Annotated in this window: 16 protein-coding genes; 10 read left to right on the forward strand and 6 right to left on the reverse strand. The window is 46.8% G+C overall.

The window, feature by feature from the left end:
- Positions 1-19: 19 nt before the first annotated feature.
- Positions 20-256 carry a hypothetical protein gene (locus ACXAD8_RS22065; RefSeq protein ID WP_475232509.1) on the reverse strand — a complete coding sequence of 79 codons (237 nt, stop codon included), beginning with the start codon at positions 254-256 and terminating at the stop codon, positions 20-22.
- A gap of 87 nt (positions 257-343) precedes the next feature.
- Positions 344-1027: a DUF3667 domain-containing protein gene (locus ACXAD8_RS22070; RefSeq protein WP_475232511.1), complete on the reverse strand. Its 684-nt coding sequence runs from the start codon at positions 1025-1027 to the stop codon at positions 344-346.
- 170 nt (positions 1028-1197) lie between these two features.
- Here ACXAD8_RS22070 and ACXAD8_RS22075 point away from each other — a divergent pair, with 170 nt between their 5' ends.
- The 4 genes from ACXAD8_RS22075 (at position 1198) to ACXAD8_RS22090 (ending at position 7505) form a co-directional block, all read left to right on the forward strand.
- Positions 1198-1836 (forward strand): CatA-like O-acetyltransferase, encoded by a 639-nt coding sequence (locus ACXAD8_RS22075; protein ID WP_475232513.1) that lies wholly within the window; start codon positions 1198-1200, stop codon positions 1834-1836.
- Between the two features lie 186 nt (positions 1837-2022).
- Positions 2023-4326: a 7TM diverse intracellular signaling domain-containing protein gene (locus ACXAD8_RS22080; RefSeq protein WP_475232515.1), complete on the forward strand. Its 2304-nt coding sequence runs from the start codon at positions 2023-2025 to the stop codon at positions 4324-4326.
- A gap of 72 nt (positions 4327-4398) precedes the next feature.
- On the forward strand, positions 4399-6837 hold the full coding sequence (locus ACXAD8_RS22085; RefSeq protein WP_475232517.1) for a zinc-dependent metalloprotease: 2439 nt from the start codon (positions 4399-4401) through the stop codon (positions 6835-6837).
- Positions 6838-6953: 116 nt separating this feature from the next.
- Positions 6954-7505, forward strand: coding sequence for a YkvA family protein (locus tag ACXAD8_RS22090; RefSeq protein WP_475232519.1), 552 nt, complete (start codon positions 6954-6956; stop codon positions 7503-7505).
- Between the two features lie 50 nt (positions 7506-7555).
- Here ACXAD8_RS22090 and ACXAD8_RS22095 read toward each other — a convergent pair whose 3' ends face one another.
- The 3 genes from ACXAD8_RS22095 to ACXAD8_RS22105 all read right to left on the reverse strand — a co-directional run bounded on the left by ACXAD8_RS22095 (position 7556) and on the right by ACXAD8_RS22105 (position 10376).
- The gene (locus ACXAD8_RS22095) at positions 7556-8353 is read right to left on the reverse strand and encodes a crotonase/enoyl-CoA hydratase family protein (RefSeq protein ID WP_475232521.1); all 798 of its coding nucleotides are present in this window, start codon (positions 8351-8353) and stop codon (positions 7556-7558) included.
- 11 nt (positions 8354-8364) lie between these two features.
- Complete coding sequence (locus ACXAD8_RS22100) at positions 8365-9258, reverse strand: hypothetical protein (RefSeq protein WP_475232522.1); 894 nt, start codon at positions 9256-9258, stop codon at positions 8365-8367.
- A 482-nt stretch (positions 9259-9740) separates the two neighbouring features.
- The gene (locus tag ACXAD8_RS22105) at positions 9741-10376 is read right to left on the reverse strand and encodes an EF-hand domain-containing protein (protein WP_475232524.1); all 636 of its coding nucleotides are present in this window, start codon (positions 10374-10376) and stop codon (positions 9741-9743) included.
- 202 nt (positions 10377-10578) lie between these two features.
- Between ACXAD8_RS22105 and murJ the strand changes: the two genes are divergently transcribed.
- Positions 10579-12147, forward strand: a complete 1569-nt coding sequence (murJ, locus tag ACXAD8_RS22110; protein ID WP_475232526.1) for a murein biosynthesis integral membrane protein MurJ — start codon at positions 10579-10581, stop codon at positions 12145-12147.
- 9 nt (positions 12148-12156) lie between these two features.
- Here the strand turns inward: murJ and ACXAD8_RS22115 are convergent, their stop codons facing one another.
- Positions 12157-13680 carry an amidohydrolase family protein gene (locus ACXAD8_RS22115; RefSeq protein WP_475233058.1) on the reverse strand — a complete coding sequence of 508 codons (1524 nt, stop codon included), beginning with the start codon at positions 13678-13680 and terminating at the stop codon, positions 12157-12159.
- A gap of 205 nt (positions 13681-13885) precedes the next feature.
- Here ACXAD8_RS22115 and ribF point away from each other — a divergent pair, with 205 nt between their 5' ends.
- Genes ribF through ispH form a run of 5 tightly spaced genes read left to right on the forward strand, consistent with a single transcriptional unit; the run spans position 13886 to position 19573 of the window.
- Complete coding sequence (gene ribF, locus ACXAD8_RS22120; protein WP_475232528.1) at positions 13886-14815, forward strand: bifunctional riboflavin kinase/FAD synthetase; 930 nt, start codon at positions 13886-13888, stop codon at positions 14813-14815.
- A 40-nt stretch (positions 14816-14855) separates the two neighbouring features.
- On the forward strand, positions 14856-17684 hold the full coding sequence (gene ileS / locus ACXAD8_RS22125; RefSeq protein WP_475232530.1) for an isoleucine--tRNA ligase: 2829 nt from the start codon (positions 14856-14858) through the stop codon (positions 17682-17684).
- A complete protein-coding gene (lspA, locus tag ACXAD8_RS22130; RefSeq protein ID WP_475232532.1) occupies positions 17677-18198 on the forward strand; it encodes a signal peptidase II in 522 nt (173 codons plus the stop codon). Before ileS ends, lspA begins: the two co-directional genes overlap by 8 nt.
- Complete coding sequence (gene fkpB, locus ACXAD8_RS22135; protein ID WP_475232534.1) at positions 18191-18631, forward strand: FKBP-type peptidyl-prolyl cis-trans isomerase; 441 nt, start codon at positions 18191-18193, stop codon at positions 18629-18631. The genes lspA and fkpB overlap by 8 nt, the downstream gene beginning before the upstream one ends.
- The gene (ispH, locus tag ACXAD8_RS22140) at positions 18632-19573 is read left to right on the forward strand and encodes a 4-hydroxy-3-methylbut-2-enyl diphosphate reductase (protein ID WP_475232536.1); all 942 of its coding nucleotides are present in this window, start codon (positions 18632-18634) and stop codon (positions 19571-19573) included. It begins immediately after the preceding gene.
- Positions 19574-19618: the final 45 nt, after the last annotated feature.

A 19618-nucleotide genomic window follows, 5' to 3' on the forward strand; every position in this document is an offset into this window, starting at 1 on the left:
ATCAGTGCTGAGAAGTCGCTCAGGAGTGAGTAACATCTGCAGGCGCTGCGTCTAATTCAGATTTGGTGACTTTCAGGTAACTGATAAAGCTATATATAAATAGGCTAACCATTAGAATAATCTGCAGGTTGGATAGATCGAGGTTGCCGAAGAAGACCAGGTCATTTAGCAACAGAGCGCAGATCAGCGTCATGCCAGCAATACTATTTGCTGTACTTGCCTGATTTACTTTGTTTGCTTTTGAGTCGCTGTACATTAACTTTTCCCTGGTTAATTTTAATACCTTGTCATATTAACCCTGATAGCGCGGCATTTTCAAGTTCCCACAACTTGCCGGGCATGCTCAGCGCAACACGACATCAAACACCAATCCCAGGGTACTCATATAAACAAAATAAATGGCCGCTGATTTCAGCAGTGTGCTCCACCAGGACTCCTGAAACATGGTTTTAAATGCCTGCAAAACATACCAGACGAAATAGCCAGCCGGAAGAACTTGCAAGATGACAAAAATCAAATGTTGTTGTTCTGATGATTCCAGCGCGCCTGTGATCAGTAGCACCAGATAGGCGACAGAATGCAGGTGCATTGAGAACACCAGGCAAGCCATGTAATAGCTGTTGCGATACAGCAGTTTTACATACAGCGCATAAATGGGTAGCAGCACAAACATGATGCGGGAATACAGTTCTGTGGTGGATTCCGGTCTGGCTTCGCTGCCACTAAATAAGTGCTGGAAAGACGAAAGTAACAAGAAGAACAGCAGGCTGAATACCAGGTAGAGCCTTAAAGGTGGAGTATACTTTTGGCGCTTACCTTGTTGATACTCCTGTGCCGCCAGACCGGGTTTAAATAACAGGGTTTTCAGGGTGAGCATTAACCTGCCATCAATATCCAATAACTCGTGCAGTGACTCCCTCATAAACAGCGGAAAGGGTTGACGATGGTTTTTAGTATTTTGGCCACACTCTGAGCAAAATTTGTCTTTGTCAGAAAGTGTTGTCTGGCAATTGGCGCAGGTTTTCATTGTTATTCTTATATTCTTAACAGAAGCGTATACTGCGTATAGTAACGATAGCGACACCCGGTTAGCAAAATTATCAACAGGATTATGGTTTTAGGGGCAAAGGCTACATAGTTTCATTGGTCGCAGGGATTCATTATGATAGCGACGTCCCAGAAATAATAAGGTTTGATATGCACTGGATTGATTTAGACAACTGGCCAAGAAAGCGACATTTTGAGATGTTTCAGGGCGTAGATATGCCTCATTTTAATGTTGTCGGAGAGTTAGATGTCAGCCAGGCTCTGGATTTTTGCAAAGCTCACTCTCTGTCCAGTTTCGCCTTCATGCTGTATTTAATTTCTCGCACCGCCAATGAAATCGACAATATGCGCTATCGCATTCGCGATGGCAAAGTCTGTTTGCATACTTCGGTGGACCCGGCGTTTACTGTGCTGGGTGATGACGAGCTTTACTATCATTGTCGCACCCGGTACCAACCAGATTTATTGGCTTTTTGTGACGATACCAGGCAGCAGGTGGCGTTATCCATCAAAGACAAAATATTGCATACCGAAGCTGGCGTGGATGATGTGATTTATCTTTCTTGTATCCCCTGGGTTGCATTTAAGGGAATTAGTCATGCGATGCACATGAGTCCAGTGGACTCGATTCCTCGATATTATTGGGGAAAATACGAGTCTCGAGGTGACAGGACCTTTATGCCTTTTGCTGTTCAGGTGCACCACGGTGTGGCTGATGGTCTGCACGTAGGGCGGCAGTTTCAGGCAATGCAGGCTTATCTGGACCGGCCAGAACAATTACTGGATTAAGGTCTAAGTTAATCCACCTGCCCAAATTGACAATCGGTGCTTATCTCTTAACCTTAGTAATATGCAACATTAAATCCATTGCTTATGATTGTTGGGCGTCGGTACTTCAACTGGCTCGTTAACTGCGCTCCAAATCCTGCGACATCATCCAGTGTCCAGCCATTATCAGGCTTAAGCCTGTGGATTATGTTGGCCTGTATTCTCAGTGTTTTCGAAAGTCATGCAACGCCAGTGCAATTACCACCAGGCGAGCAATACCGTATCAACCTAAGCAAACACTTAGAGTACCGGTTTGTGGACGAGCCGATGAGTTATACTGAGCTGAAAGCAACTTCCGCCTCTGACTGGCAAGTGATTCAGGGCAATTCCGCATCGTTCGGTTATAAACCAGGTAAAGCCGCCTGGTTCCGGTTTAGCGTTCAGTCTGAGAGCCGCGAAATCCCATATTTGTTGTTTGATTATGCCATTCTGGATGACATTCAGGTCTTCCTGCAACAACCCGAAGTTACCACCCCTTTGGTTAAATATTCTGGGGATCACCTGCCACCGGCTGAGCGCGAAATCCAGCATCGCAAGTTGGTGGTGCCGCTTGAGTTGCTGGCAGGCGATAATCGAGTTTACGTTAGGGTTAAAACCGGAAGCAGTTACACCGTGCCTATGCTGCTGATGGGAAAAGAACGTTTTAATGAAACCGAGTCGATACGGAATATTCTGCTGTCAGGACTGTTCGGTGGTGCTTTGTTTATGATCCTGCTTAACTTGTTTGGCGGGATCCGGCTTAAGCATGCCGGATATTTATACTATGCCGCCTTTGCCACAGCGTTTACTTTGTTCAATTTAACCATACATGGTTATTTCCGTTTTTATTTGTTACCCATCTGGCCACACTTCAATGACATGTTAAGTGTGATTTGGGGGCAGTTGGGTGGCATGACCTATGCCTTGTTTTTAACGGTGTTTTTATCGCTGGAAAAGCGTTATCCGGTGGATTATAAAATCAGCCAGGCCCATGCTGTGCTGTGTGGTATTTTGATATTGCTGTCTATTGTCGGACTCTACAACCACTTTCAGATAATCACCCATTTACTGAATGCCACATTTGCCTTGTATTCTATGGTGCTGGCAATCAGGGCTTGGCGTGGCGGCGTTAAAACCGCCATTTACCTGGTGTTGGGTTGGATTTGTTTAATGGTTGGGGTAATCGCCAAAGCCATGACCGCACTGGGACTGCTTGCTTACAATGATATATTGTTTCACAGCTTCGATGTGGGTATGACCTTAAACTTCACCTTGATAGCTTTCGGCCTGGCGTCCCGCATTGTGGATATTCAGGAGCGAGAACAAGTAGCCCGAAAAGAGGCCGATAGCGCTAAGTCATTGGCCATATTGAATATGGAACACTATCGGGCTTTGTTTGAGTATGCGCCGATCCCCATGTTCAAGGTCAATGAACAAGACCATTTTATTGAAGCCAACAAAGCGTTCTTAAAACTGTTTGGTTATCCGTCACAACAGGAGCTTGTGGCTGCGCAAGTACAGAGCCGCTCTGTGTATTGTCGCCAGAAAGATTACCTGAAATTGTTATCGGGCTTACGCCATTTGGGAGCCGCGGATGCAGAGACTAAAATCCGCTCAACCGATGGAACTGAGCATTGGGTACGCATATCTGTGCGCAGAGTAACGGATTCCGATGCCATTATTTACGAAGGGGCCTGCATAGATGTCACTGCTCAGGTAGAGCAACAAGCCTTTGAAATCGCAGCCCACAAACGGGAAGTAAATCAATTAGAAGCTTTAGTGGCGGGTGTGGCTCACTATCTCAATACGCCACTTGGAACCGCCAATACCGCTCAATCGGTAGTATCCGGGAAAACCGATGAGGTAGAACAGGATTTGTCAGCACAAAAGCTCACAGCTGCGCGCTTACGAAATTTCCTGGACGTGGTGCAACAAAGTGGTCAGGTGATCAAAAACAGTCTGGATAAGTCCATTAATGTGGTGGAGCGCTTTAAGGAACTGAACCCGGAAGAGCAGCAGGTGATCCGTACCCCCATTAAGGGAACTGAATTGCTAAAAACACTGAAAGCAACCTTACCGCAAGACATACAGGACAAGGTGGCAATTCTGTTAGATGACACAACCGATAAGGTGCGTTTGTTACCGATAAAACCTCTGATAGATGTGCTTAAAAAACTCACGATCAATGCCTGGCATCACGGTGCTGCAACTGAAGTTTATATTGCAATCAATGAGGGCGCTGGTGGGCTGAATATCGTCGTTAATGATAATGGCAAGGGTTTGTCAGAGGAAGTACGGGCGGAAGACCTTTTTACCCCTTTTTATGCCAAATCATTGAGTTTGCAGGAAGTCAGAGGCCTGGATTTATTCGTAGTGAAAACCATTGTGCAAAATCGATTAAACGGCAAGGTCTATGTGGAGGAAGCCGCTTTACCGGATTTACATTTTCATATCTGGTTACCAAATCCTTAAACACGCAAAGTACTTTCAGAATCGTTTAAACCTCGTTATTATCCAAAAAAGTAACCCAAATGGAATAACAATATGAAGCACTTTAAATGCGGTTTTCCCGTAGCGATTAAGTTATATCTATGCTTTTTTCTGACCTTGTTCTGCAACTTCGCGCAGGCAAGTATCGAAGATGTCAGTCTGGCGACTTTGGCAAATAATGAACAAGTTAAAACGGGGTTTATTGATGTCTGGTATGACAAATCTAAAGATAAAACCTATTTAAAAATCCCTAAGCAGTCAGGCGATTTTATTTATCAAACCAGTCTACCCCATGGGCTGGGTTCCAATGATGTTGGGTTAGATAGGGGACAATTGGGTTATACCCGTTTGGTTTCGCTGCATGCCTCGGGCAACAAAGTATTGTTAGTGCAGGAAAACACCGAATATCGCGCGTCATCAGATAATCCTGTGGAAGTTAAAGCGATTCAGGACTCTTTTGCTAACGCGATTATCTGGCAGTTTCCGCTGGTGGATGAAGATGAGGCCTTTTGGTTGCTGGATGCCTCTGACTTTTTGCTGCGAGACACCCACGAAGTCGCGGATCGCCTGAAGCAAACTAAACAGGGTAATTTTAATCTGGACTTATCGCGTTCCAGTGTTGATGCAAAGAGTTATAAATCCTTTCCACTCAATACTGAACTGGAAGCCCGTTTGACTTTTACCGGTTCAGAACCGGGTGAATTCGTCAGGCAGGTGGCTATCGATGCAAAAAATGTTTCTTTGCGCATTCGCCACAGTTTTGTAAAGCTGCCTGAGCCGGGTTATCAGCCACTGCAGTATCATCCTCAAAGTGGTTATTTTGCCTATTCGTTTCAGGATTACGCCAAGCCCATCAATGAATCCTTGACCCAGCAATGGATCCCACGTCATCGCTTAGCTAAAAAAGATCCCAGTAGTGCCATGTCAGAGGCAGTAAAGCCCATCGTTTATTACCTGGATGCTGGTGTGCCTGAGCCGGTAAAAAGTGCTTTATTGGATGGTGCCCGCTGGTGGGCCGCCGCTTTTGAGGCTATTGGTTACAAAAATGCCTATCAGGTGAAGGTGTTACCGGAAGATGCGGACCCTATGGATATTCGTTACAACATTATTCAGTGGGTGCATCGTGCGACGCGAGGCTGGTCTTACGGTGCCAGCGTCATAGACCCAAGAACCGGCGAGATTATTAAAGGTCATGTTTCTTTGGGCTCGTTGCGCATACGTCAGGATTACCTGATTGCTCAGGCTATGTTATCGCCCTTTGCAGGAGAAGCCACCGAAGATAGTCAGTTGCAAGCCCTGGCTATTAATCGCATCAAACAATTATCTGCCCACGAGGTTGGCCATACCCTGGGGTTAGCGCATAACTTTGCTGCCAGTGCCTATGGTCGTGCTTCGGTCATGGACTACCCGCATCCGCTATTTGAGTTAAGGGCCGGTGAAATACACGCTGACAATGCCTATACCAATTCCCTCGGGATTTGGGATAAACACGCCATCGCCTATGCCTATACGGATTTTGGCTCTCGCAATGCAGATGCCTTGCGGGCAGCCATGCTGAAAGAAAATCGACAGAAAGGCTATTGGTTTATCTCTGATGCTGACTCAAGGGATATCAGTGATGCCCACCCGCTGGGTAGTTTGTGGGACAACGGCGAAAATGCGGTAGAAGAATTGAATCGCGTTATCCGCTTAAGGTCACAGGCACTAAAGAATTTTGGAGAAGCGTCACTCAAAGTCAATCGCGCTTATTCCGATTTAGAAGAGATCCTGATCCCGCTGTATTATTTCCATCGTTATCAGGCGATAGCTGCGGGTAAATATATTGGTGGTTATCACTATCAGTATGCTTTGAAAGGCCAGGCCGAACCCCTGAACCAAGCCGTTTCCGCCGAACAACAAGAGAAAGCCATAGATGCACTGCTAAAAACCCTGTCCCCTGATTTTCTGAATATCAGTGATGCCAGTGCAGCCTTGATATTACCAAAGGTACACAGTAGCTACCGCACCAGAGAAAGCAATGATGGTGATATGGGCGTAGTGTTTGATCGCTTTGCATTGGCGCAAAAAGCGGTTCAGCACACACTGAATATTCTACTGGATGATGCACGATTGATGAGGTTGGCTCAGCAAGGCGCAGTAGACAGCAAGGTACCAAGAGTAGAGCTGATGCTGGAGCAAATTCACAGTAGCTTGTTCAACAAACTCTATACCGGCATAAAAGCGGAAATCCAGGTGCAAAGTTTGTCGCTAATCAACAGTAATTTCCTGAATAAGTTGCACGACAGTAAAACACCACAGGCTTTAAAAGAGCATTACTTTATGGCGTTGCGCAATATTCAGAAGTCGTTGCAGGCGCTAAATGGCCGTCAGGACATTAATAAAGTACTGAAGCGGCATGTGGCGTTTGAATTGGCGCGACTGGAAAAGGCAATAGATACTGATAGTTGGCAGCCCGTTACTTTGCCAACAATGCCGCCTGGATCGCCCATTTAAAAATGTCAGTTAAAAAACCGTCAGCCAGTGCTTTAACGATTGACAGTTTGGCTCTGGCTAACTATGGTTGGGGCATATAAAAATATTTACAACAAAGTGTTACAGAGGAATTCAGCGTGACAATTGAAATCAATCTGGAATTATCAGACGCAGATTTAGCTCATTTTAAACAGCTTATGCAGGAAGCTATCCATAAAAATAGTGGCCTGTCAGAGCAAGAGGTGCTGGAAAAAGCACAGGCAGTGGTCAGTCAAATGGAGCAGTCTAACCAACCAGAGTTTGTTAAGTCTCGCGTAAGTTCACTGGCGGACCTTATTGCCGCTGTGCAGGATGAAGAATGGCAAATGCCGGAAGACGAAAAGAAAGATATTTTAACGTCTTTAATTTACTTCAGCGAACCGCAGGATTTGGTACCAGATGATATTCCGGTACTGGGCTTTTTAGATGACGCCATCATGATCGAATTGGTCATTCAGGATATGTCTTTAGATCTGCGCTGCTATCGTCAGTTCTGTAGTTTCCGCAGAACCGAAGAGAAACGACGTGGTGAAGCCGCTAAAGTGGACAGAGATTCCTGGCTAGCGGGAACGCGTTCGGAAATCCGTGCCGCGATGCGTAAAGATCGCAAGTCAAATACCAAGCGCAGTTTCTTCAGACGCATTATGTAATTCGCAAACAGATAATTAAAAAGGCGAGCCTAATGTGCTCGCCTTTTTTGTTATTTTGTTCGCCATGCCTTGTGGGGATCTTTAGTTTCCCGGATAACCGCAATCTTTTGATTTTTGCCCATAATGATTTGAATTTGTCGCCATGTTTCAGACGCCAGAGTTCTTCGGTCGTTGTGGTGCCAGGCCCGTTGATAAAACTGCTTAATATGGGCAATGGTATCTGGGTTGCGGTTGACTAACTCTTGTGCCAGCTCTTTAGCCTGTTGCATTGGTTGGTCGCTGACATGGGTAACTAAACCCTGATCCAGCGCATACTGGCCATCTACCACTTTTGCGGTCATGGCTAATTCCATGGCATGGTCAGCAGCCATGATTTCTCTTAAGGCAAGTGTTCCGCCCATATCCGGAATAAGACCCCATTTGTTTTCCATGATGGCGAGGCTGGTATCGGGGTGAGCAATTCTGAAATCACCTCCCAGAGCAATTTGCAAACCGCCTCCCCAACAGCGGCCGTGCAACACCATGATCACTGGCACTGACAGGCGTCGCCAGTTAACACTCACCCGCTGTGCTAAATTAGCCTGACCCGGCAACCATTTCCAAAGCAGCTTCAAGGCATTTTTGGGGTTTGCCAGAACACTTTTTACATCAATGCCACTGCAAAAATCATCACCTTCACCATTGACGATGACCACTCTGACCCGCTTGTCTTTGGCCAGTCTTTTGGCGACGAGATCTAACTCCTGAAACATGGCGAAATCAATGGCATTGAGCTTGTCTGGCCGGTTTAATGTAACTATGGCTATGTCATTGTCTATCTGGCAGCGTATGCGTTGGTATTTTTCCATGACTGTCTTCCTTAAAAAGTGTACCCAAGGTTTATCGACCAGTTTTGGCTATCGTTATCAGTGCCAAAATCCAGGCTGGTATCCAGATCCAGAACCCAGTTTTCAGCAAAGCCGATAGCAATATAGAAACTGATCAAACCATAACTCTGAGAACCCGAAGCCACCAGGTTGTTGCGATTATCACTCCTGTCTGGTTGATTCAATCTAGGAGGCTCTCTTCTGTCAGTATCACTGCTTTGTGTTGCAGAGTCGAACACTTCATTCCAACTGGCATAAGTACCATAGCTGAGTTCGTAATTTTCATTCAGCGTTTTAAATCCTGTGAGATTTAGGGAAATGGAACCTATGGTGGCATTGCCTGGTGTCCTGGTGAGGATAACCGGCCGGTCAGGTTCGTCGGGGGTATCTGTTTGTCGTTGCTCCCAGTCGCTGTAGTGCAGGCCAAATGAGCTGGTGAACTGCCAGTATTCTGTGCTGAGCCAATAATAACTGAAGCCCAGTGAATGACTATCCGAATCACTGGTTAATAAGGAGTTTGGACCAGGCCCGCCATCCAGAGTGATTTGCTTATCGTCATAAGCAGTGTATTGATAATAGGCGCTCCAGTCTTCCTGATAATAACTGGCACCCACTCCCCAAAGGTCGGCGTCATAGTCCAGTCGGATGGGGGCATCGGGTCGCCGCGAGTCTTGCAACTGACCAACATCAAGATTAATGCTCCAATGCTCGCTGAGATCGTAACTCAGCATTAAAGAAGCACCTTCGGGTGAAAGTTGATAGCTGTTTTCTGCTACACCGACAATCTGTTCTGACTGGTTGTAGCCCAGATATATGCTGCTGGCGTAAGACAGGTTGGGTAAGGTGGTAATCGCCAGGAAAAGTAAGGTTTTGCTTCTGATGCTCATTATTTATGCTTGTCTTTTTTAGGCTGTGATTGAGCAGACCAGCAAGGGGGAGTGCAACAATCTATGTCAGGCTTTGCATAGCAACATAGTCGGGCAGCACATTGATTGCAACCGGATATTGGCAGTGTGGATGGATAATCAGAAGATTTAATGGAAGGAGCTGACTTTAAAAGCAGGAGAGTGCAGGAACACTCTCCATATATATACCCAAATCACCTCAAGATACTAGCTTTCAGCGTGAGATAAAAAGCGTTTAGACAAGTAAAAATGACGTAGGCATGGTTGCTCTCACGTCAAGTCATTTTAATGCAGTATAAACGTTTTTTAGCCACGCCCTTCGGGAGCTACACAGCACTTCCATTACTGTGTTGCATGTATTTGAAAGGTAGCCGACATTCCTTCTCACATGCGCCTTGTACTGAAAGCGCTGTGATAGCTCTGAAACAGTATCTTGAGGTGATTTGGGCATAATCGAACTGGCACTACACGACGGCGTCTTCTTCTAGCTCAGCAATACAGGAACGAATCGCCTGGCGTGTGGCTTTGCGACTTTCCTGATGAGCTTCAAATTCATCAAAACTCACGTCAGAGCTACTGTCACTGTCCATCGTATCGAAAGCTTCTGTGGCTTTTGTCAGGGCGTTGTCTTGCGCTTCTTCTAATGAGATAAAACCGTCTACAGAGCTGTCTGCGGCGTTAAAGCGGTCCTCTGGAGATACAAAGTCGCTTTCATCAGGTACTGTGATGCTGTCGTCATCTTCTGCCAAAGCTGCCACACAGGCCACGATTTCGGTAGCGATATCTGAGTGATCCGGTGCTTCACCACGGCGATTGCTGGTGGCTTCCTCCAGAGAAAGAAATCCGTCTGCATCGCTGTCTTTGCGGATGAATCGGTTTTCTACTTTTTCTTCCAGGTTGGCGGTGAATTCATCCAGCGTCAGCAGCCCATCGGCACTGCTATCAAGTTGTTCGAATACCTGTTCAGCAGAACGTCCACGGTCTCTGTCTCCACCGTGAGGTCCGCGTTTTGCTTGCACTGCAGAACTAAAAACTACGGAAAGTAACAGAGTTGTGGTTATTAGGGATAAAGGGCGTTTAGCAAAATATTTGGTCATCATAGACTCCTTGGATTTAATGGCTTTGATGTCTGTGGCCTGATAACAGGCAAAGTATCTGTTGTCATTGCTTAAAACGCTTTGGATGCTCAGCCGTTGACAGCCCAATTAAAAAAATCTCAAACTTTTTTGGTGGCAATACTGATAAAAGCCGTTAATGAGCGCATAATATGGCGAAAATCAGCCACTTAGCTTTTGTTCTCGCGTGTCAAAAAAGTTACTTAAATCCGGTGTTGTGGTCAGTGCCATGACCTTTATTTCCCGTGTCCTTGGCTTACTCAGGGATATTGTTGTGGCCAACATTATGGGGGCAGGGCTGGCAGCGGATGTATTTTTATTTGCTAATAAAATTCCCAACTTTTTACGTCGCTTGTTTGCCGAAGGGGCCTTTGCTCAGGCATTTGTACCGGTACTAGCTGAAGTACAGCACCAACAGGACTTAGATAACACCCGGTTATTTATCGCCCGAATGGCGGGTACTTTAGGCACAATCGTAACCCTGGTGACGATTATTGGGGTGATAGCTTCACCAGTGATAGTCGCGCTATTTGGCACTGGCTGGTTTCTCGATTACTACAACGATGGGCCGGATGCAGCAAAATTTGAACTGGCCTCACAACTGTTAAAAATTACCTTTCCTTATCTCTGGTTTGTCACTTTGGTGGCCTTATCTGGCGCTGTTCTCAATTCTCTGAATCGCTTCGCTGTGTCAGCGTTTACACCGGTATTGTTAAACGTGGCCATCATTAGCTGCGCTTTGTGGCTGCATGATTCCTTTGCCGAACCAGCTTATGCCTTGGCGTGGGGAGTTTTTCTGGGGGGATTATTGCAACTGCTGTTTCAGTTACCCTTTCTGGCAAAAGCCGGGGTATTAGTGCGCCCTCGCTGGGGTTGGCGAGATGACAGTGTGCAAAAAGTGCGTAAATTGATTATTCCCGCCTTGTTTGGTGTATCAGTGGGACAAATTAATTTGTTGCTGGACACTGTCATTGCCAGTTTTCTGGTAACCGGCTCCATCAGTTGGTTGTATTACTCTGACCGCTTGTTGGAATTCCCGTTGGGTTTATTTGGCATTGCAATCGCCACGGTTATTTTGCCAACCTTATCCCGCAATTTTGTGGCGGCAGAAGAAAGCGCCTTTCAAAAGAACATGGACTGGGGGGTGCGCATGGTGTGCTTACTGGGGCTACCGGCTGCAGTCGGTTTGGCGGTGTTGGCCGAACCCATGTTAATGGTGCTTTTCCAGCGGGGGGAGTTTAGCGTTGCGGATGCCCACTTTGCGTCACTGAGTTTAACCGCCTATGCCACCGGTTTGTTGAGCTTTATGTTGGTCAAGGTGTTAGCACCCGGATTTTATTCCCGCCAGGATACCAAAACACCAGTTAAATACGGCATCTGGTGTATGGTGGCTAATATGGGATTTAATCTGGCCTTTGTTATCCCACTGGGCTATGAATTGGGTTTTATCGGCCTGGCGATGGCTACATCGGCGTCAGCCTTGCTAAATGTCATATTGCTTTATCAACGCTTACACAAGGATGCAGTGTTCCGCATTTCTAAAAGTACTCTCTGGTTTATTATCCGGGTAGCGCTGGTGAGTGCTGTGATGGGGTATAGTGTCTATCAACTGGATATTCCCATCAGTGAATGGGCACTATTAACTCTGGATGCACGAATTCTGATGCTGACTAAATTGCTGGCTGTTGCTGTTGCTGTATATCTGGCAGGCTTACTACTGTTGGGCATCAGGCCGAAACACCTGATGCAGAAATAAATGCAACGCTTATTGCGTTTTTTTATGCTCAGCGACGATTGCTCGAACGTCCTGCAGTAACTGCTGGCTGTCGAAAACGATGCCATCTTTAATGGTATAACGAATCCCTCGGGTGCGAATGGGTTGATTTTCGTCGTTCAGTTTAAAATGACCTGTGCCGTAAAGGACTTTAAAGTTCTGGGTAGGGTTTTCTTTTACGATCACCAGATCTGCTTTTTTGCCCACTATCACCGAACCTATATCATCTTCCATGCCCAGTGCCTGTGCACCATTCAGGGTGGCCGATTGAATCACTTCCAGTGGATGAAAGCCAGCTTCCTGTAATAACTCTAATTCGCGAATATAGCCAAAACCATATATTTTGAAAATGTAACCTGAGTCAGAGCCGGTTGTTACCCGACCTCCGTGGTTTTTGTAGTCGTTTAAAAAAGTCATCCACAGGCGATAGTTGTTCTTCCAGTTGATCTCGTTTTCTGTGGTCCAGTCGAACCAGTAAGAGCCGTGCGCGTAACGCGACGGTTGAAAGAACTCCCAAAGCGTCGGCAAAGTGTATTCGTCATGCCAGTCGGCATTCATTTCCCGCATCAGGTCACGGCTGGCTTCGTAAATAGTCAGGGTGGGGTTTAAGGTGAAATCCAGCGCTAACAATTCGTCTCTGACCTGGTTCCAGGTGTCACTACCGGGTTCTGCCGCTTGCTGCCACAGTTGACCTGCCTCTTCAAAGCGATGTTGCTCGTTCTGATAGTTATAATCGTGGGGGTAATGCTGAATAATTCGGTCTTTGAATAAGGCTTCGGGCAATCCGTACCAGTGTTCCATAGTGGTTAGCCCCTGACGAGCAGAATCCAATACATTGGTGCGCATTACATTGAGTTGCGCGTGATGCATGGCACTGCCCAGTCCTTGTCGTTGTGCTTCTTCTAATGCAGCTTGCATAATCTGTGGCGGTGCGCCAAAAAATTTGATGCCTGCCACACCCTTACGCTTAGCGTTGATAACCCACTCTCGGGCGTCTTCAGGGGTTTCGATTGGCGTAGCCGATTCCATACCAAATCCCAGGTAAGGGACGATTCGCGGTGCGGTTATCTCATTGTTCTGCGCTTTTTCCACTTGCGGCATAACCCAGTCTAGCCCATTGAAAGAACCCGGTTCTCTGATGGTGGTAATGCCATGGGCCAGCCAGAGTTTAAACACATATTCTGCTGGAATATCGTCGGCTGACCCACCGATATGAGCGTGTAAATCTATGAAACCCGGCAAGACGTAATAGCCTTCCAAATCCATTTCTTTGTCACCTGGTTGGGCAACCGGTCTTTTTGGGGAAACGATAGGTACATCGGGATGGCCAACTACGACGATTTGTTTGATGCGGTCCTGTTCTATCACTATGTCTACCGGCCCGATAGCAGGGGCACCTTCGCCGCTGACAAGGTTGACACCGCGCAGAATTAGTCGCTCCCAGGGCCCCTCGCCGCGCACTCTGTCGGGGGCTGTATCACCAGGCGTTCCGGCAGTGAGTTGTAAACTTAACATCAGGGACAGAGTAAGGATTAAAAATGACTTAAAATTCAGCATATTCTTGCCTGTTGGGTTCCATTGAGACAAAGACTACCCCAACATTTTTGACAAATCATGAAAAATCGCTGATTTATCCGGTAAAACTGGCTGAAACTACCTAGCAGGTTCGTTATAATCCGGTGATTTTTTGCATGAACCGTGCACAAAGAAGGGGCTGGATTTGGAGTTTATCAGGGGCTTACACAATATTCGTGAAGAACATCGCGGTTGTGTGCTCACAATAGGAAAGTTCGATGGCGTGCATTTAGGGCATGAAGCTGTAATAGGTCAGCTGCTGGCACGCTCAAAGGAATTTCAACTTCCTTCCGTTGTGATGCTGTTTGAGCCTCAGCCTGAAGAGCTGTTTATGCCTGATAAAGCGCCTGCAAGATTGAGTCGTTTGCGCGATAAGTATCAGCGCCTGCAGCAACTGGGCGTAGAACGCTTGCTTTGCATTAATTTCACCCCCATATTTGCAGGGCAAACTGCTGAGTATTTTGTGGAGCATTTACTGGTTAAAAAGCTGGGTATTGCTTTTCTGGTGGTGGGCGATGATTTTCGCTTTGGCAAAGGCCGAACAGGTGATTTTGAGTATCTGGTGCAGGCGGGGAAGACCTTCGGTTTTGACGTGATCAACACCGCCAGTTTGTGTCTGAATCAGGCCAGAGTAAGCTCATCAGCTATCAGACAATTGCTCAGTGAAGATAAGCTGGATGAAGCCAGTGCCATGCTGGGGCGCCCTTTTTGTATTTCAGGAAAAGTGGTGCACGGCGCGAAGAAAGGCCGCACTATCGGTTTTCCAACGGCAAATTTGCTGTTGAAGCGGCACCGTTCGCCGGTACAAGGCGTTTATGCGGTGACTGTAAGGATCAAAGGTGAGCGCTTTATGGGGGTTGCCAATGTGGGCAATCGGCCCACCGTAAATGGCGAGAAACCGCAGTTAGAAGTACATATTTTTGACTATAAAGAACATCTTTATGGTCAGTTTATCGAGGTGGATTTACACCACAAAATCAGACAAGAACGTAAGTTTGCGTCTTTTGAAGACCTGAAAGTTCAAATTCAGGCAGACGCAATTCAGGCCAGAGAATGGCTGGAAAAACAGTGTTAATGGTTGCCAGACTGGCATAAACGAGTGGACTTAAGATTACATGACCGATTACAAACATACGCTTAATCTCCCTGATACGGAATTTCCTATGCGTGGTAACCTGGCTCAGCGCGAGCCAGTGATGTTAAAAGAATGGACCGAAAAGCAGCTTTACAAAAAGATTCGCGCTGCTAAAAAAGGCAAAGCGCCTTTTATTTTGCATGACGGTCCTCCGTACGCCAACGGCAACATTCATATCGGTCACGCCGTTAACAAAATTCTGAAAGACATCATTATTAAGTCTAAAACGCTGTCTGACTTTGATTCGCCTTATGTACCAGGCTGGGATTGTCACGGTCTGCCCATTGAACTGATGGTAGAGAAAAAGGTAGGAAAGCCGGGCAAAAAAGTCACGGCAGCTGAGTTCCGTGAAAAATGCCGTGAATATGCCAATAAGCAGGTGGAAGGACAAAAGGCCGACTTTGTGCGCATGGGCGTATTAGGTGAGTGGGATAACCCCTATAAAACCATGGATTTTAAATCCGAAGCCGACATTATTCGCGTGCTGGCAAAAATCATTGAAGCGGGACACCTGGAAAAAGGTTTTAAACCAGTGCATTGGTGTACCGATTGTGGCTCCGCTTTAGCCGAGGCTGAAGTTGAGTATCAAAACAAAACATCGCCTTCGATTGATGTGGCTTTCCCTGTGGTGGATGAAGCAGCGTTTATAAAGCAGTTTGATTTGGCCGAAGGGCATCAGGGTGAAGGGGCCGTTTCAGTTGTTATCTGGACCACAACCCCGTGGACCTTACCTGCCAACCAGGCGGTTTGTGTAAGCCCTAAACTGGAATACGAACTGGTTCAGATGGAAAAAGATGGCGTTAAACAGCGCCTGCTACTGGCTTCGGACCTGGTTAAAGATTGTATGGATCGTTTCGGTGCGGATAAATACCACGCGCTGGGTTATTGCAAAGGAGCGAAGCTGGAGAATTTACAGCTGCGACATCCGTTCTACGAACGTCAGGTGCCGGTAATTTTGGGCGACCACGTTACCACTGATTCCGGTACCGGTTGTGTACACACTGCACCTGGCCACGGTGTAGACGATTTCAATGTCGGCAAACACTACAACCTGGACGTGGTTAATCCGGTAGGTGCCAATGGTGTATATGTTGAAGGCACTGAAATTTTTGCCGGTGAACACGTATTTAAGGCCAACAGCCATGTGGTTGAAGTGCTGACTGAGAAGGGCAACCTGTTGCACCATCACGCTTACGAGCACAGTTATCCGCACTGCTGGCGTCATAAGACGCCGATCATTTTCCGCGCCACACCTCAGTGGTTTGTTTCCATGGATAAAAATGGTTTGCGCCGCGACTCCTTGTCTGAAATTGCCAAAACCAAGTGGATCCCAGATTGGGGACAAGGTCGCATCGAAAGCATGGTAGAAGGACGTCCTGACTGGTGTATCTCCCGTCAGCGCACCTGGGGTGTGCCCATCACACTGTTTATCCATAAAGATTCTGGTGAGTTACACCCAGATTCTGTCGCGACTATTGAAAAAGTGGCGCTGGAAGTGGAAAAGTCCGGTATCCAGGCCTGGTGGGATATCAAGCCTGAAGAGCTAATCGGTGCGGATGCCGAGCAATATATCAAAGTTACCGACACCCTGGATGTGTGGTTTGACTCTGGTGTGACACATTACTTTGTAGTGGACCGTCGCGACGATATTCCGGCCTCTGCTGACTTGTATCTGGAAGGTTCTGACCAGCACCGCGGCTGGTTTATGTCATCTCTGATGACTGGGGTTGCTGCCAAAGGTCAGGCTCCATATAAGGAAGTACTTACTCACGGTTTTACCGTTGACGAGCAAGGCCGGAAGATGTCTAAGTCGTTGGGTAATACAGTGTCACCTCAGGATGTAATGAACAAGCTGGGAGCTGACATTCTGCGTTTGTGGGTGGCTTCTACTGATTACACAGGTGAAATTGCGGTATCGGATCAAATCCTGAAGCGCGCCGCCGATAGTTATCGCCGCATCCGCAATACCGCACGTTTCTTATTGGCCAATATTAAAGGCTTTGAGCCGGCCAGAGATATGTTGCAGGCGGAAGAGATGGTGGCGCTGGATCGCTGGATCATAGAACGTGCTAAAACCGTTCAGAAAGAAATTCTGGCAGCCTATGAAGAATATGATCTTATTGTAGTTTCGCAAAAGCTGATGCACTTCTGTTCAGTGGAATTAGGTAGTTTTTATCTGGATATCGTTAAAGACCGTCAATATACAGCGAAAGGTGATGGCGTCGCTCGCCGTTCATGCCAGACTGCTTTGTATCATATTGTCGAAGCGCTGGTGCGTTGGATGGCGCCAATCATGAGTTTTACGGCTCAGGAAATCTGGCAAGCCCTGCCTGGCGAAAGAGACGAGTTTGTGCTGACGGATGTCTGGTATCAGGGCTTTGAAAATTACAGTGAATCTGCGGACTTCGATAATGCTTATTGGCAACAAATCCTGAAAATCAAAGCGGAAGTGAACCGTGCTTTGGAACAGGCAAGAAAAGACAAAACCATTGGTAGTTCATTGGAAGCTAAGTTGACCTTGCACGTCACTGAAGCCCATTATGTTTCATTAAGTCGACTGGAAAACGAGCTGCGTTTTGTACTGATCACCTCCTTGGCGGATGTGGTACAGGTTAGTGAAAAACCACAAGACCTGAATGATAGCGAATTAGAAGGGCTGTGGGTGCGTATTGAAGCTGCACCAGGTACTAAATGTGCTCGTTGTTGGCATATTCGCGAAGACGTAGGCAGCAATGATGCGCATCCGGAATTATGCTCTCGCTGTGTAGATAATGTCGAAGGCGCTGGTGAAGACAGACATTATGCCTAAGTTGTTTACTGAAACAGGCCTGCGTTGGCTGTGGGTAGCAGTGCTGGCCCTGGCGTTAGACCAAATCACTAAGCAGTGGGTTATTCGCGTATTTGATTTGTACGAATCAGTGCAGGTACTACCATTTTTTAACCTGACTTATGTGCGTAATTACGGTGCTGCTTTCAGTTTCCTGAGTGATGCTGGTGGCTGGCAGCGATGGTTCTTTACTGCGATCGCGCTGGTGGTCAGTGTAGTGCTGTTGTGGTGGCTGAAACAAAATAAGAAACAGGAAGTGTTACTTCCTGTGGCTTATTCTTTAATTCTGTCCGGTGCAATAGGTAACGTGGCTGACCGATTAATCTATGGTTACGTTATCGACTTTCTGGATTTTTATTATCAACAGTGGCATTACCCGGCCTTTAATATTGCTGACAGTGCGATATTTATTGGGGCCGGATTGCTGATTTACGATGCCTTTGCCCGCAAAGAGCAACCCGAAAATTCGTCTCAAGGTAGTTTAAAGAATGACTGAACCGCGTGTAATTAGTGACAACAGTGAAGTCATATTGCATTTTGATCTGAAACTGGAAGATGGCTCTGCCGCAGACAGTACCAGGGTCAACAATAAACCGGCTAAACTGGTGATGGGTGATGGCAGTTTAACGCCTAACTTTGAATCTTGTTTACGGGGTTTAAAAGCGGGTGACAAGAAAACCTTCACTTTACCGCCAGATGACGCCTTTGGTATGCCTAATCCGGATAACATCCATCACATGGATCGCAATAAGTTTGGGCTGGATACGCCGGCGGAAGAGGGCATGATCATCAGCTTTACACAACCTGGTGGAATGGAAGTTCCTGGCATTATTCGTTCGGTAGCCGGTGACTCGGTCACGGTGGATTTTAATCATCCACTGGCGGGTGAAACCGTGATATTTTCAGTGGAAATTCTGGAGGTCAGGTAAATGCAAATAAAGTTAGCTAACCCCCGCGGTTTTTGCGCCGGTGTAGACCGCGCTATCACTATTGTGGATAGAGCACTGGAACTGTTTGAGCCTCCCATTTATGTGCGCCATGAAGTGGTACACAACAAGTATGTGGTCGATAGCCTGAGAGAGCGAGGCGCGGTATTCGTGGATGAGTTACACCAAGTACCGGATGATTGCATTGTGATTTTTTCTGCCCATGGGGTATCGCAAAAAGTCAGACAAGAAGCCAGCTCAAGAGGGTTAAAAGTCTTTGATGCCACTTGTCCGTTAGTAACGAAAGTACACCTGGAAGTGAGTCGTGCCAGTAAAAGAGGAACCGAATGTATCCTTATCGGACACCAGGGACACCCAGAAGTAGAAGGTACAATGGGCCAGTATGACAATCCTGAAGGTGGCATTTACCTGGTGGAGTCTGCGGCTGATGTAGCAACCCTACAGGTTAAAGATGAGGCCAACCTTTATTATTGTAGCCAGACTACCTTATCAGTTGATGATACTGCAGATGTGATTGATGCGTTGCGGGCCAAATTCCCAAAAATTCAGGGCCCCCGTAAAGACGATATTTGTTATGCCACGCAAAATCGCCAGGACGCTGTCAGAGAGCTGGCAACAGACTGTGACCTGTTGTTAGTGGTGGGCGCAAAAAACAGTTCTAACTCTAATCGGCTTCGGGAATTGTCTGAAAAAATGGGCACTCAGGCCTATTTGATTGATGATGCTGAAGCGTTACAAGAAGATTGGTTAAAATCTGCCAGCAAGGTGGGGGTCACTGCCGGTGCCTCGGCACCTGAAATACTGGTGCAGGGCGTCATCGAAAAAATCAAATCCTTAAGTTCTGCTTCTGTCACGGAAGTCGCCGGTCGGGAAGAAAATATCCAATTCGCCGTGCCAAAAGAATTACAAGTTAAACAGCTTTAAACCTCCCTTCCTTACTTCACTTAAGAGTGGTTACCTCCACTCTTA

The organism is Planctobacterium sp. AWH2_060 (genome assembly GCF_056158425.1).